Below are 15,164 nucleotides of genomic sequence, written 5' to 3' on the forward strand. Positions count from 1 at the left end.
GCGTCCGGGCAACGGCCCGGGTTAAAATCGGTCGGTGCAATGCAGCATCACCCCTGCTGAGGCTCGAGCGTCTTCCTGAACTGTGACACGCCTTCCAGATTGATGAGATCGACCGAGAAAGCCTTTGTCTGCGGATCGATATTCACCTCACCGAAGAATTGGAAGCCGGCAAACGGAGATGCCGCCTGCACCGATGGTCCCTGCTGGAACACCACACTCGGACCAAAGGTCATATCCAGTTTGTTGGGGCCGAAGGATCCTGCATTCATCGGCCCTGCAACGAATTCCCAGAAACCCGAGAAATCACTGAACTTGGCATTGGCCGGATCATAATAATGCGCTGCGCAGTAATGCACGTCGGCCGTGAGCCATACTACATTTTTCACCGTGCGGATGCTCTTGAGCAGGCGCGCGATTTCCAGTTCGCGCCCGGCTGCGGCACCGTCATCGCCGTTGGCAATCGCTTCCCAGCGGTCGTTACCTTGGGCATCCTTGCCGTCCGGGACATGCAAGCCGATCGGCATGTCGGCGGCAATGACCTTCCAGGTCGCACCTGAGGCCAGCAATTCCGTTGCAAGCCAGTCGAGCTGCTCATTGCCAAGGAAGGCGGTCGCGTCGCTTTCCACGGTCTGACGGTTGGCGGAGTTCGGACCGCGATAGCTGCGCATGTCAATCACGAACACGTCCAGCAGCGGTCCGTATGATATCTTGCGATAGAGTCGTGATGCTTCCTTCTGCTTGTAAAAGCGCATCGGCGCAAATTCGAGAAATGCCTGTTGCCCGCGCGCGGCCAGCAGAGCCACATCCTTGACCTGATAGCGCGTGTCCGTGCTCAGGTCCTTGGCGGCGCTGTAGTTGTTAGTGACTTCATGATCGTCCCATTGCCAGATCTGCGGCACCTCTGCACAAAATTTCCGGCAATTGACATCCATCAGGTTGTAGGCATGACGGCCGCGGAACTCATTCAAGGTTTCAGCCACTTTGCTCACTTCTTCGGTGACCAGATTTTTCCAGATACGGCCGTTTTCCGCCGTGACTTGCGGCAGAATGGGGCCGTCGGCATAAATGGTATCGCCGCTGTGGATGAAAAAATCCGGATTACGGCTGCGCATGGCTTCGTAGATCTTCATGCCTCCAAATTCCGTGTTGATGCCCCAGCCTTGCCCTGCATTGTCGCCGCTCCAGTGAAAGCGCAACGGACGGTTTCCCTGCAGTATCGGCGCTGTACGGAAGTGCCCAAGCTGGGATTCGCCGACAATTCTATGATGGTGCGGATCTACATAGCCGACGCGCACGAAGACAGTTTGCCCGGCGGGCAGGTTGGACAAGTCAACACGGCTGGTGAAGCCGGTCTCCTCTGTTGCATATGGACCCATGAGGCGCCGGGCATTACGGAAGGTGTCGCTCGTATCATACTCCACCACCATGCGCGCGAGGCGGTCGCTGCGTCCCCAGACTATGGCTCTCCCATCGCTTACGTCGCCGATCTGAATGCCTGACGGCAGTCCGGGCCGTTCCCTTTCGCTCGCTCCTATCATCGGTGCGCCTAGGGAGGCGGCATGAGCGACCAGGGGAAAGGTGGAAGCCAGTGCGGAAGTGCCGGCCAGTGCTGCGGTGCTGGTCAGGAAACGTCGACGGGATGAAGATGCTTTCATGGCTGCTCCGGTAGTGGACGAGCGGCCATCTTAGGAAAGCAATATGACGTTGGTGTGAATACCGTTTCTATGCATGCCGTAGACAGTCGATGCAATAGCCGATAGGTTCGGACAACCTGAAATCCTGAAGCTAAAATTTGATTTCCCTTGATAGCCTTTACAAGAAAGCGCACCTGAACCGGCAGCAGGGGAAATAGGCGTCATTGAGCCAGGGAAATAAGTGGCTCGTTCATCTCTTCCATAACGGAGCCACAAACCATGACAACGATGGTCCATCGCCGCACTGTTGACTTGTCCTCGTACCCAGACCTGGTCGTCATTTACTTGGGCATGCGTGTCAATACCCTTGCGGGAATCAAAACTCTGTTTGGCTTTGGTCCCAAAATAGCGAAGTCAGTGGAGGCAATGCCAGATGGACTGCTGCTGCACGAAAATATCATGTTTTCCCTTTTCCCTCCTCACTTAGGCATGCGTCAGTATTGGCGTGACTTCGAGTCTCTTGAGACTTGGGCGCGCTCCGAGCCTCACCGTGCGTGGTGGAAGCAATTTCTACATGATTCCGGGGGAACAGGCTTCTGGCATGAGGCTTATTTTATGCAAGGCGGAATGGAAGCAGTTTATGATGATATGGCCTACGATACCGGCTTTCTGCGCTTTGCGAGGGTGACGGAGGCGCGAGGGAGTATGTTCTCCGCCCGTAGCCGCGCGCAGCGGGAGGGGAGTGCGACAACGGCAGCTCCCGTCGCTGAAGACAAGCTTTATCCTTGATCCATCTACACCGATCAGCCCCTTGAACAACAGCGACCGGCTGCGCAATAATTATAAAAGGAGGAGCAGACATTCCGGCCTCGTGGACGGCAAAAGCCCGCCAACGTCAAAGCACTTTCCAGTGCAAAAATTTGACTAAGGTGCCGGCCACCCTAGTCCATCACAAACAGGAGCTGCCGGCGTCATCCAAGGTCTGGATCGTTAGCTGCCATCCTTACCTTCGCAACTCTTGCCGGAGCGAGCTGGAAGTGACCCGCCGCAGTAGCCCAGATAAAGATGCCGGCGTAACAATTCAACGTGCCAAAGTTCTTCATGTCCGGGTGCTGTCTTGTGCTTTCATGCGGCAGCTCAAGAGTCGGTGCGCTTGAAATACTCCGGTCATCTACCTTGCAAATAATCTGCGCGTTATCTTCAACACAAGGGAAATGACATGAAACATGCATGGAATGCGGCATTAGTAATGGGTGCTGTCGCCCTGACTCCATTTTCTGTACAGAGCGCCGAGATTGGCGTAAAGCAGGCGCAGCTTCCCGACAAGCTGGTCGTTGGGCATCGAGGAGCAAGCGCGCTGCGACCCGAACATACGCTTGCCGCCTACGAGAAGGCGATCGAGGATGGCGCCGACGTGATTGAACCTGACTTGGTCAGTACAAAAGACGGTGTACTGGTAGCCCGGCATGAAAACGAGATTTCCGGTACGACCGACGTCTCCAGCAAGCCCGAGTTCGCCTATCGCAAAACCACCAAGACGATCGACAACGTCGCAATCACTGGGTGGTTCACTGAAGATTTTACGCTGGCGGAACTGAAAACCCTCCGTGCGAAGGAACGCATTCCCGCAAATCGTCCGGCAAACACTGCCTATGACGGACTGTATGAGATTCCGACCTTACAGGAAGTCATCGGTCTGGCGCAGCGCAAGTCGAAGGAAAAAAAGCGTACCATCGGCCTTTATGCCGAGACCAAGCACCCCAGTTATTTCCAGTCGATCGGCTTGCCGATGGAACGGCGTCTTGTGGACACTCTGCATGCCAGCGGTTACCACGGTAAGAATGCGCCGGTATTCATTCAATCGTTCGAGGTGGCTAATCTGAAGGAAATTCGCCAGATGACAGATTTGCCCATTGTGCAACTCCTGTCGGCCGCTGGCAAGCCCGAAGACTTCCGACTCGCAGGAGACAACCGTACTTATGCCGACATCGCCAGTGCGTCCGGGCTGTTCGAGGTAGCGACCTATGCGATTGGTATCGGCCCCGAGAAGAACATGGTCATCCCGCGTGACGCCAACAATAACCTGGGTACGCCAACGGCTTTAGTGAAGAACGCGCATGCGGCGAAGCTGCTGGTTCATCCCTATACCTTCCGTCCTGAAAATCCCTTCCTGCCTACGAATCTTCGTCTGGGCGACCCAGCATCGCCGTCGCAACGGGGTAACCTTGCAGCGGAGCTGGAAACGTTCCTGAAAACAGGCATCGACGGTTTCTTCACCGATGACCCTGCCATTGGCAGGGCAGCACTCGACGCCTTTCCGAAAAAGGTAGAAAAGTGACGTGAAACATTGACTCGACTGCGCGGCCGGCTGCCCTGACGGTGCTCTTCCTATCGGCCGCGCAGCCATCATTACGTCAGTTTAACGAGCAAGTCAGAAATGAAAACCATACTTTGCATCAATGACTGGCAGGGGAGCCGTCTTGGACGATGTCGGTCTCACTTTGCGAACAGTGGTCGGGAACCGAAATAGACGAATCCCTGAACCGCTCACGGATTCCCATTCGCGCCGGTCGGACAGGTTGCGCTGGCGCCAACGCGCTGGATGCGGGGCGTCCCTTGATCCTCTTTGATGCCCACTGCGTCATAGGGCCGCCTCGGTGCCTTGTACTTCGACAGGAAAGCAACCAGTGCGTCGATGTCCTGTGCACTAACCAGTCGATTCGAGCCTTTCAGAAAGGTCGAGTAGCCATCGCCACCATCGGCCATGAAGTTGTTGACCGTCACGCGATAGGCCTTAGCCGGGTCGAGCACAACGCCGTCTGCATCGACGATGATTTCGGTCGATCCGCCGACAGTCAATATGACATTGCTGATGCGTGCATCGCATCTCTTCGATCCATCCCAGGTGTACTTGAAACCATATGAAGGAATCATGAAGCGGGTGGTGGTTGCACCTTGTCCGCGGCAACCGGCAAATTGCTCTTCCAGCACATCTTTAATGTCCTTTGCCGTGAGCGTCATGGTGACCAGGCTGTTGCCGAACGGTTGTACGTCGAACGCTTCACCGTAGGTGATATTTCCGTTACCCTCATTGGCAGCACTCTGTTCGAAGCCAAACCCGGGATTACGTACGCCGCCGCCGTTCATGAAAGCGATGACGGCATTGCCGGAGCCGGGTGTGCGCGTCGCATGGAGCTGCGAGTCCGCGATGAGGTTACCCGCCGGCATATTGCAGGCTCCGTCAACGCGAGTATTGGGTAGAGCGGCAGAGATCGAACCGATGACCGCATTGGCTATCGGGGCTACGAGCGATTTATAGCCGTCCACAATCTTCGCCACCGCGGCATCTGCCGTGACTGTGGCGTCGTTGCGCGATACCAGACGATTAGTCGCCTTGACCGCAGTAATATCTTTTGTGATGGGGTCGATTGTCACGTCAATGTCGGTCAGGAGACGTCCGAGCGAGCCCGCACTGGTAACCGGAATGTTGCGGCCCGCCGCGTTCGCGAGCCTGCAGTTGTAGGCCGAGTGCGTGTGGCCACTGATCACGAGGTCAACTGCATCGTCGAGCTGCCGGACGATTCCGGAAATCGCTGAACCCGCCAAGTTCCCTTCGCAACCGTTGATGTCGGAAAGGCTGCCTGCCTGCACACCGCCTTCGTGAATCAGAACGACGATCGATTCAATACCTTGAGCGCGTAGCTCGGGAATCAACGCATTGACTGTTTGTGCCTCATCGCGGAACTCCAGGCCGGCAACGCCAGTGGGCGTAACAAGGGTAGGCGTGGCCTTGAGCGTCATGCCGATAAAGGCTACCTTGACATCGTTAAAGGTCTTGACGCCATAGGCAGGCAGGAGCGGCTTGCCAGTGGAGCTTGACAGCACATTGGCCGACAGCCATTTAAATTTAGCACCTTCGAAGGGGACTGGTGTACCTACGGATGCACCCCTGCAGCTATTGGCATCCGTCTGATTTTCGGTCATCTTGCATCCACCATTCTGCAGTCGCAGCAACTCGCCAACACCTTTGTCAAATTCATGGTTGCCGACCGCATTGAATTCAAGGCCAATGCGGTTGAGGGTTTCGACGGCGGGCTCGTCATGGAAGGCTGCGGAAATAAGGGGACTGGCCCCAACGAAGTCGCCGGCCCCGACAACGACATTGAGTGGATTCCGGCGCTTGAGCATTGCGACATGCGCGGCAAGAAAATCTGCACCACCGACTGCCGGACGCTCCGCTGCCGGTACTGCAGAGGTAGCACCATAGGTGCCAGGTGACTCGAGGTGGCCGTGATAGTCATTGAAACCGATAATCTTGATGGAAACCGGCACCTTGGATTCAGGAGTCACGGGTTCGTCAACGGCCGCGTGGCAACCACTGGACCATGCAACGGCAATGGCGACCACACCGCAGGCTGCAGCAATATGAAAGCTTTCCATCAACAATGTCCTTGTCACGATCCGGGACCCCTCCCGGCTATCTATTGACAAGTCTATGAGCCGGAGATGACGGTAACGTGACAGAAGGTCCGGACCTTGTGTCGTAGCCCTCTAGGCTCATCATTAACAATCTGGCAAAATCGCACGAAGATGCTGCACGCTGGGCTCTGAGAAGCCAATCGCCCGTCTTATCGGTTGATTTCACCAGGTTTCGGTTTGAATTTGAATTTTTGTTGCATGGCGTTCGATAGCCATTTTGGTGTCATGCGGATTCGCTACAGAGGTGCTCTATCCGCATGACACTTGTCGATGAGTCAGGATCGAATAACTCTAGCGGAGCGGGCCTTTGGCCCATGGGCCAAAGATGGCAAAGGTGATTCCAGGTGTCTGGATATTGACGAACAAGAAGCGACCCGTCGGATCGAAGCAGGCGCCGCAAAATTCGCGAGTACGATTGTCGCCGGCGGCTGAGGCTATCTTGCCTGCGGAGAGAACCTGATCGGGAGTCAGATTGACGTTGTTCTTTGCAAAAATATACGTCTGTCCTTTCTCGTTGATGCCCATTAGACGCTGACCGATTCCGTACCGATCTCCCGTTACGGCACCGCCATCTTCACAGAGCAACAGACCACCACGAGGACTGACCGTCAGGTTGTCCCCCATGTTACCCACCAGGCTGCTGGGGCTTGAATAGATGCACTTCAATGTTTGCTGAGCAAGATTCAGTTCCCATACCGTGCCGCGTGACGCTGTGCCGCCGCTGGTATCCATCACATAGATTTTACCCTCGTAGAACCACATGCCTTCACCACGATTCATCCGCAGTCCGCCCTGCGTCCAGCCCTGAACGAAGGGCCCGGCAGCATTGGTGATCGTTTGTCCGTTCAGGCCGGTTGCATTGCCGCGATTCTGGTCAGGATTGTCAATGGTGATCCATTCCAGCGGGTAGCTGTCATCCACCGACACCGTGGCGAGATTGGCGTTATTGACACCCTTTACTTTAGCCATCTGCAGCGTGCCGCCCAAAGCCAAGGTGCCAGGCGCGCCCGGTGTGACGCTAGGGATATACCGATAGAAGCCTGACTTCCCGCTGCTGTCCTCAGTCATGTAGACGATACCGGTGACCGGATCCACTGCTGCGGCTTCGTGTGCAAACCGTCCCATGCCAACAATTGGACGTGACGACGTCTTGGCGGGATCTGCTGTCACTTCAAACACATAACCATGCTTGTTACCGGCAGAGCTGACGGCATCGGAACTGACTTCTTCGCATGTCAGCCAGGTGCCCCATGGCGTGACGCCGCCCGCACAGTTTGTTTGCGTGCCACCCAAGCTCGGCGACATGCTGACAAACTTGCCGTCCCTGAAGACGATGTTCGTGGTTCCGCCACCGGCCATGTTAGAGGAAGTCCCGTTGGTACCGCCGTCATAGACGGCTGGCGCGCCAATGAAGTTTGACGGTGCAGTGAAGCCGATCTCATGGTTACGTACCAGAATGACGTCAACACGGTTTCCCTGACTGCTCGACGCCACGACGCCCATGCCGTCGTGGCCGCCGGGACAGGGCTGCCCGTTGGTCATTAAATCGCCTCTCCAGCCGAAGCTGCGATAGTTGAAGCCCGGCGGTAACTGCAGCAACGGCAATCCGGTTGTAACATCGTTCACCGGGACGAGCTCACCATAGGGGCTATCAATCAGTTCAGTGGCACCTGCAGCCCAGGTATTACGTGATTGCATGGCGGCGAAGGCGGAAAGAAACGGCAATGCAGGTGCGCCTGCCATGCCCTTGAGGAGATTGCGTCGGCGTGCTGAAACATCGTTGTCGGTCATTGTTACCCCTTAGATGATGCAATAGTAGGAATGGAGCGCGGCATCAAGGCCAATCGATGCGCGGGCAGAGAATCCCACTGGAAAGTTACGAGCTCATGACAGCGAACGTGAAGTTTGATCTAGCGCTTTGAGCAACGAAACTGTGTGCCAGGCATCTTGGAATGTCTGGTATCGTCCTGGCCGGGTCCTGTTGAAGTAGCGGATAGATAGGGTTCACAAAATTCGCTGCATCAGACACTACGACAATGAGCAACTACTGTTGGCGTCTCATATACCGAGTGCCAGTCAGGACTAGCAATGAACTAAAGGTCGTTAGTACCGCTGCCGCAAGTGCGCCGAAACCGACGAAAACCCCGCACAGGACTGTTACACCAATGCCAAGAATCGTGTAGCACTCGCGTTGCCGGCGTTCCCTCCATAGCCATACAGATGCGGCGGCACCGGTCAATCCGATCCACAGTGCTGTATCTATCAATGCATGAACAAGTAAACGATCTGGTACGCCAAGATGTCGAAAGATCGATATATAGATGGCGGCACATAACGTAGTCAACGCATATGCCGCAAGATAAGCTCGCGCATGCCCGTAGCCAAGAAAGGCCCCTAGGACGGTTGCGAGGGTCATGCGGTACGCCAGCGTCAATGCGTCCTGCAGCCAGACTGCCTCAAAAATTGGAAGCCCAGCCAGCGCCAGTGAACTGGCAAACGACGAATCCATTTTATCTGCAAACTTTCCAAAGTTGTCACGATGCAATCCATTACTGGATTCCGAATCAACAGGCTATTCAGCTTTCCTGATCTCTCACGCATTGAACAAGGATTTACGCTATAAATGTGTCAGGCACATGACACAGCAGACCTGCGCAAGCAGCGTTTGAGCCGGCTCTGCCTGTTTATCGGACTATTCCATGCTGGTAGATCTTTTATTTTTCTTTTTATCTGGTGTCGGGCTCTGTATCGCAGTCGCTTTGCTTGCTGCCTTACTCTACTGGCTCAAGTTGTAATCAACGGTTACCGCAGCGGGCCAGGCTTGTCCAGTCCGGCGACATACTTTGTTCTGGGAACAAGGCTGGTCGGTGACACATGCCGCAGTTCCTTCACCCATTGATCACCAAGACGATATAAAAACTCGATCGTCACTTCATTTGAATTGGCGCTTTGAACAATTCCAGGCAGCGTCCTTGCGAAGGCTTGCGACACCTCGGCGTGCCACGTCACCCGATCTCCCTTGTTCCATGTTCGCTTCTCCATCGTGTACCTCGCGCTTATCCCCAGCTTGTGCAACATGCAAAAGCCGATGGAACATCACATCATGAGGCCGTATCCTTTCAATCTCTTGACATTGAGACTCTGCACGAGCAGAGAGTGGCCAATCATTGACACGGCACAGCGCATGCACAAAGTATGGGCGTGTGATCTGCAAATTTAGTTACGAACTGAACTCCATCCGGTGGCATCGAACTCGCACTTTCCGCTGATAGGTTAGTGCCGATCGGGCCGAAATGTTGCGCTTTGAAGACCAGAACTTTTGTTTGCATTCGTTGACGAAATGTCCATGCGAACCGTGCGCCGGCCTACGGGATGCACCAGTGAACCGAAAATAGCGGGAAGGCCTCATCATGGAAATTGAACTGAAACTGCTTGCCGACGAATCCGACCTAGTCAAACTTGAGGACTTGCCTTTGGTTGAAGCCGTCTCGGTTGGCAAGCCGTCGATTGAGCACCAGTTGAACGTGTATTTTGATACGCCAGACCTTCAGTTGCACAGGGCGGGAATGGGACTTCGCGTACGGCATGTCGATAACCGGCGGGTGCAGACGCTCAAAGCAGCCAATCGAGTCACTGGTGGCTTACATCAGCGTGAAGAATGGGAAACCGAGATTGACGGCGACCGGCCCGACCTCATGGCTTTGCGTGAACTTGTCGGCAAGCAGTCGCCTTATGCTGAACTGATTGCCGCCCCCCAGCTTGCCGACCGTTTGCAACCCGTTTTTACTACCAAGTCGCAGCGTACAGTGCGACAGCTTCGGCTGCGCACCGGAGAGGAAGTCGAGATGGCCATTGATCGGGGTGCGATCGAGCATGAGCGGGGCAGTGAAGCCATCTCTGAAATCGAGCTCGAACTGAAATCAGGAACGGCAGCTCATCTGTATGCGTTTGCTCTGGAACTGTTCGAGGCCGTTCCAATGCGCATCGGAATACAAAGCAAGGCGCAGCGTGGCTATGCCAGCCTGCGTCCGGAAGACAAGCGGATCGTCAAGGCGGAAAAGCTTCAGCTACACCCGTCGATGACCGTTGAAGACGCCTTCGAAGCAGTGGTGGCCAACTGCATGCAGCAGGTGCAAGGCAATACCGAGGGCGTCACATATGGCACAGATCCCGAGAGCGTGCATCAGATGCGGGTAGGGCTGCGCCGGCTGCGCTCCGCCCTTGATCTCTTTCGAGAAGCGATTGAATGTCCTTCAGTCCTACAAGAGGAATGGCGGTGGTTGGGCACTCAGCTAGGCGCGGCCAGAGACTGGGAAGTGTTGGCCGACTCGACCCTGTCGCATATCGAAGACAAGCTTCCATCCGATGTGGACGTTGCGAAGCTGAAAGAAGCCGCCCTGGCACAGGCGAAAAGGAATCGTGATACAGCGGCGCAAGCCGTCAATTCGCCCCGTCATACACGCCTGCAATTGCAGTTTGCCGAGTGGATGACGGCCAAGGGCTGGCGTAGTTCTTTGCCGGATGCTTCGGCATCGGACGTCGATCTGCCGTTGAAGAAGTATGCAAAGCAGGTTCTCAAGCATGGCGAGGCGCGCTTGCTCAAACGCGGCAAGCGTTTGAGGGACAACGAACCCGAGTCGCGTCATCGCGTTCGCATCGCAGGCAAGAAGGCACGCTATGCAACCGAATTCTTCGGCTCTCTCTATCCTAAAGGCAAAGTGAAGGACTATGTGTCAAGCCTGTCCGACTTGCAGGAAGAACTCGGTTGGCTCAACGATGCGGCAGTCGCCATCGGACTGCTTGGGCAACTGCAGGCAGGTGATCCTCATGTTGCCTCCAGCGCCGCGTTTGCACGGGGTTACCTGTATGCATGCGTGTATAACGACCATGCACACCTGATGCAGCTGTGGAGCCGATTTGCCGACGTGGACCCGCCTTACAAGCACTAATGGTGGACGAGCAGAGCTCGAGCTCTCCGCCAAGCGAACACAGGCACATAATCGGAAATCTCGGCGGTTTCCTTCAGGTGCGAAAGTATATTGCCATACACCAACTCGACCTGTTCGATCGGTCGATGGGTTTCCTCGGCAAGCAGCTCGACATAGCGCTTATGCTTGGCGTGTTCGGTTATGTCTGTTGAAGCATGCATCATGATGCCTTTCATGTGGTTGGGAACATAGTAGACACAGGCCAGGCTATGTTCGGCGGCTAAAACATCAGACGATCAATAGACTTGCGGTACGCAGATCTCATGGGGAATAGGGCGGCGCGCATAATCCTCATGGCGCTCTCTTTCCGGTAAGTTGAAGGCCAGGTGTTCGATTTCCTGATAGGGAACTTGACTGAGCAGATGATGGATGCAGTTGAGCCTTGCCTTTTTCTTGTGGTCGGCTGGGACGACCCACCACGGCGCTTCTGGAATATGGGTACGTTCGAACATGATTTCCTTGGCCACGGTGTAGTCTTCCCAGCGCCTGCGCGATTCAAGGTCCATGGGGCTCAGTTTCCATTGCTTCAATGGATCGTGAATGCGGCCAAGGAAGCGCGATTCTTGCTCTTCATCCGAGATCGAAAACCAATATTTGATCAGTTGAATGCCTGAACGTACCAACATGCGCTCGAATTCCGGCGCGGACCGAAAAAATTCCTCGTATTGCGCGTCGTCGCAGAAGCCCATGACGCGTTCGACGCCGGCACGGTTGTACCAGCTGCGGTCAAACAGCACGATCTCTCCTGCGGCAGGCAAGTGGGCAACGTAACGCTGGAAATACCATTGGGTACGCTCCCGGTCATTCGGCGCGGGCAGCGCCGCGACACGGCATACCCGTGGATTCAGGCGCTGGGTGATGCGTTTGATGATACCGCCTTTGCCGGCAGCGTCGCGGCCTTCGAAGACGATGACTAGCCGATGGCCTGATGCAACATTCCAGTCTTGTAGCTTGACCAACTCAGCCTGCAGTCGAAACAGTTCGCGGAAGTAAGCTCGGCGTTCTTCGCGCAAGTCAATAACATCCGCTTCATCGAGAACTTGTGTGCGCGGCGCGTTCTCAATAGACCGACTCAGGTCGAATTCAATTTCTTCGTCGTAACTATCCTCAAGCTCTTCGCGCAGACGCTCGATCTCGTCCGGGTCAATAAATTGCACAGGACACCTCCAATGGCAACCGGACGACCTTTTCGTAAGGTTGCCTGATTGTGACAAGACTATGACGTTCCATGGAAACGCTTGTTCCGGTGGCCTGTAAGAACGGGGCAAAAAGTTATGGGAATGGCTGAGGTGCTGGCAGGGCAGACGTTGATGAAGTAGGGAAATACACGGAAGGGCGTAACGCAGTCTCTGTATCGCTATGGCTCATTGTTGAAGTGTGGTACGTACCTTCGAATGAAACACCAAAACAGAAACCGCTATTGAGGTGCCTGAGAACGGTATTTCGTATCGCAACTACCTGCTGACTTTGTCGGCGCGACTTCTTGTTAGCACCGTCGCGCGGCTCGGCTTTATAAGGGAAATCCCCAGTGACCAATTATTGACGACGCAGGAGAGTTCCAGTGCAGCAACAAATCCGCTGACGCTAAGGGCAGCGCCGAATTTCCCATACAAAACCAGGAAAGCAAGACTGCCCGCCACAAGGATGCTCGACAACGCAAAGTACACATTCACGCGACGTGCGCTCGGTTGAGGACCCAACAATGGATTGACCTCGAAAAGATCGGGAGCCCATAGTGTGCTCCATAATGTCTGCCGCCAATCGCAAGCCAAGGCGAGAATGGCAACGACGCTAATTATGTATGCAATATATTCCATCTGCCTCAACGACAACGAACTGGGCACGTACAGCAATGCTCCGCGCGACTACATCACGTCGGATTCTAATATGAGGCAATAGACCAGTTGTTGACGGATTCCGAATACCGGCTGCCAAGTCAACGATGGGCGCGGATACAACAAAAACCTTGCTGATGGCTACCTGCGACTATGTACGGTTGCCTGCGGCGGGGCTAAAGGAAGCAGGTCAGTGCATTGAAGGGAACGTGCGCCTTTCAATAAACAAGCTGTTCCCCTTTAGCATTTTCGCCTGCTTCTTCGCTTCCGTCGCCGCTGCCGCGAGTTGTGCATGAGATGCAAAGGTATTGGGCTCCACCTTCACCAAACCCAGTGACAGCGAGGGAATCGGATGAAACAGCTGATCTCCAACGCGGTTGAGCGCCATGTAGCCATTGGCTGCACAGTCTTCCGGCTTCAAGTGATCTTCGATGGCATTGCTGAACGTTTCCAGTATGCTCCTGCAACGCTTTTCCCAATCGCTGCTCTGGAACAGGATCAAAAAATCGTCTCCACCTATATGGCCAAGGAAATCCTGTTCGGGATCGCAATACATCGCCAGGGTCCGGCTGGTCATCATGATGACATCGTCGCCCTGGCGATATCCATAAATATCGTTGTAGGGCTTGAAATGATCGAGGTCCGCATAACCGACAACGAACGAAACCCCTGTCGATAGCAGACGGTCGATCTCTTCATTGAGCGGGACATTGCCTGGAAGCTGAGTCAACGGGTTAGCATACCGGGCTGCACTCAGCTGCATCTGCGTGATCTCACGCATTACATCATGCCCGGTACATAAACCCGCATACCGCCCTTGGCGCGTGACTGCAAAACCATTCGAAAAATGACGTGTATCCGCATTGGTCAACGCCAGGCTGACTTCTTGCATGGGTGTGGCGATATCGAAGACAAGCGGCTGTGCCCGCATCAGTACTGTGCAAGGCTTTTTCCCGAGTAATTCGCGTTGATAGGGCCGGGCGAAGTGGTCCAGCAAAGTCATGCGGTCAATGATGCCGACTGGACGGTCATGATCGACTACGGCAGCCAGTTCCTGCTGCGGATTATTGATTAGAGAAGTCAGCACCGAATCCACCGTCGCTGTCGTTGAAAAGGTAGGGGCATTTCGCAAGATGCTGCCGACGGTGACCGTTTTACCGGTTGACGGCACCCGGGTACGGGCCAGTGTGGTATGCCGTAACAGTTTGGTTTTAATGGATAGGTCAATGTCGATATGCGGCTGCGGAGAAGGACGTCCAAGGAAAAAACCTTGGCCGTATTCGAACCCCGCCCGGGCGAGCAATAGCATATCGTCTTCGTTTTCAATGCCTTCTGCGATGGTCTTTGTCCGCGACTTCTGGGCTATCGACTGAATGGAGTCCAGGATATTGAGCTTCATCCGATTGGCCGCGATCCGCGACGTGAAATGCTTGTCGACCTTGACGAAGTCAGGGTGAATCTCGGACCAGAGACGCAATCCTGAATAACCGGCGCCAAGATCGTCAATGGCCACCATAAAACCCTGTTCCCGGCACCTATCAAGGGTTGAGCGCATTCTCGCGTAGTCGTGAATGGCTTCGGTTTCCGTAATCTCCAGCACGATACGCTCAGGTCGCAATCCCAGCCTGTCGAGCATGTCGAAACACGGCCTGCGCTGTATGCAATGAAACGAGTTCGGTCCCATATTGAGGAACAGCCGCCCTGGTAGATCCAGTTGCGCAAAGTGTTCGAGTACTGTCTCCCGACAGGCCGCTTCCAGTTCCTGCAATCGGCCTAGTTGTTGCGCGCTTTGAAACAACATGGCAGGCGAGTGATATGCACTACCTTCGGGCCCACGGATTAGGCCTTCAAACCCTAGCGTTTCACCGGTTCCCAGTGAAACGATCGGCTGAAACACTGCATGCAGCAACTTCTTGGTAAGAATTTCGTTAAAGGAGATCGTCATGAAACTGGAGGCGGTCTGCGTTACCGCACACATCTAAACTGAGGGTAGCAATAGCGGAAGCAAGATTTGACTGCGTTACATGTTATTGCAGGACAGCAATGACATAAGTGGGATGATAATCCAGATTATTGCTTATTGGCCACGACCTTCGTCTGTCATTTCCCTGTAGTATTTCTTGGCTAATATTGCGCTATCTGCTGTACAGCTTACCGATAAGGCTGATGGCAGGCAGGGTGCCGCCTTAACCGCATAGAGCGGGGCGGCATACCGACCACATTCCCTC

12 protein-coding genes are annotated in these 15,164 nt (G+C 54.8%); 3 read left to right on the forward strand and 9 right to left on the reverse strand.

Annotated elements, in window-relative coordinates; genetic code table 11:
- Positions 1-47: 47 nt before the first annotated feature.
- Entirely contained in the window at positions 48-1,655 is a 1,608-nt protein-coding gene (locus IGW03_RS22000; RefSeq protein ID WP_194724680.1) for an alkaline phosphatase D family protein, read from the reverse strand.
- 258 nt (positions 1,656-1,913) lie between these two features.
- Here IGW03_RS22000 and IGW03_RS22005 point away from each other — a divergent pair, with 258 nt between their 5' ends.
- Both IGW03_RS22005 and IGW03_RS22010 read left to right on the forward strand, forming a co-directional pair.
- Positions 1,914-2,423 carry a monooxygenase family protein gene (locus IGW03_RS22005; RefSeq protein ID WP_194724681.1) on the forward strand — a complete coding sequence of 170 codons (510 nt, stop codon included), beginning with the start codon at positions 1,914-1,916 and terminating at the stop codon, positions 2,421-2,423.
- Between the two features lie 430 nt (positions 2,424-2,853).
- Complete coding sequence (locus IGW03_RS22010) at positions 2,854-3,972, forward strand: glycerophosphodiester phosphodiesterase (protein ID WP_194724682.1); 1,119 nt, start codon at positions 2,854-2,856, stop codon at positions 3,970-3,972.
- A gap of 209 nt (positions 3,973-4,181) precedes the next feature.
- Here IGW03_RS22010 and IGW03_RS22015 read toward each other — a convergent pair whose 3' ends face one another.
- From IGW03_RS22015 to IGW03_RS22030, 4 genes are all read right to left on the reverse strand, one after another.
- Positions 4,182-6,074 carry a bifunctional metallophosphatase/5'-nucleotidase gene (locus IGW03_RS22015; RefSeq protein ID WP_194724683.1) on the reverse strand — a complete coding sequence of 631 codons (1,893 nt, stop codon included), beginning with the start codon at positions 6,072-6,074 and terminating at the stop codon, positions 4,182-4,184.
- A 330-nt stretch (positions 6,075-6,404) separates the two neighbouring features.
- The gene (locus IGW03_RS22020; RefSeq protein ID WP_194724684.1) at positions 6,405-7,904 is read right to left on the reverse strand and encodes a PhoX family protein; all 1,500 of its coding nucleotides are present in this window, start codon (positions 7,902-7,904) and stop codon (positions 6,405-6,407) included.
- 253 nt (positions 7,905-8,157) lie between these two features.
- Complete coding sequence (locus tag IGW03_RS22025; RefSeq protein ID WP_194724685.1) at positions 8,158-8,622, reverse strand: hypothetical protein; 465 nt, start codon at positions 8,620-8,622, stop codon at positions 8,158-8,160.
- A 293-nt stretch (positions 8,623-8,915) separates the two neighbouring features.
- Positions 8,916-9,155 carry a hypothetical protein gene (locus IGW03_RS22030; protein WP_194724686.1) on the reverse strand — a complete coding sequence of 80 codons (240 nt, stop codon included), beginning with the start codon at positions 9,153-9,155 and terminating at the stop codon, positions 8,916-8,918.
- Between the two features lie 368 nt (positions 9,156-9,523).
- Here IGW03_RS22030 and IGW03_RS22035 point away from each other — a divergent pair, with 368 nt between their 5' ends.
- Entirely contained in the window at positions 9,524-11,062 is a 1,539-nt protein-coding gene (locus tag IGW03_RS22035) for a CYTH and CHAD domain-containing protein (protein ID WP_194724687.1), read from the forward strand.
- Here IGW03_RS22035 and IGW03_RS22040 read toward each other — a convergent pair.
- From IGW03_RS22040 to IGW03_RS22055, 4 genes are all read right to left on the reverse strand, one after another.
- Positions 11,059-11,265 (reverse strand): DUF3562 domain-containing protein, encoded by a 207-nt coding sequence (locus IGW03_RS22040; protein ID WP_228535922.1) that lies wholly within the window; start codon positions 11,263-11,265, stop codon positions 11,059-11,061. The two genes, IGW03_RS22035 and IGW03_RS22040, sit on opposite strands and share 4 nt — an antisense overlap.
- A gap of 72 nt (positions 11,266-11,337) precedes the next feature.
- Positions 11,338-12,258 (reverse strand): polyphosphate kinase 2, encoded by a 921-nt coding sequence (gene ppk2, locus IGW03_RS22045; RefSeq protein ID WP_194724689.1) that lies wholly within the window; start codon positions 12,256-12,258, stop codon positions 11,338-11,340.
- A 297-nt stretch (positions 12,259-12,555) separates the two neighbouring features.
- Positions 12,556-12,918: a hypothetical protein gene (locus IGW03_RS22050; protein WP_194724690.1), complete on the reverse strand. Its 363-nt coding sequence runs from the start codon at positions 12,916-12,918 to the stop codon at positions 12,556-12,558.
- 208 nt (positions 12,919-13,126) lie between these two features.
- A complete protein-coding gene (locus tag IGW03_RS22055) occupies positions 13,127-14,881 on the reverse strand; it encodes a GGDEF domain-containing protein (RefSeq protein ID WP_194724691.1) in 1,755 nt (584 codons plus the stop codon).
- Positions 14,882-15,164 lie beyond the last annotated feature (283 nt).

Source organism: Noviherbaspirillum malthae, from assembly GCF_015352985.1.
In the GTDB taxonomy this organism is placed as follows: Bacteria; Pseudomonadota; Gammaproteobacteria; order Burkholderiales; family Burkholderiaceae_D; genus Noviherbaspirillum; species Noviherbaspirillum malthae.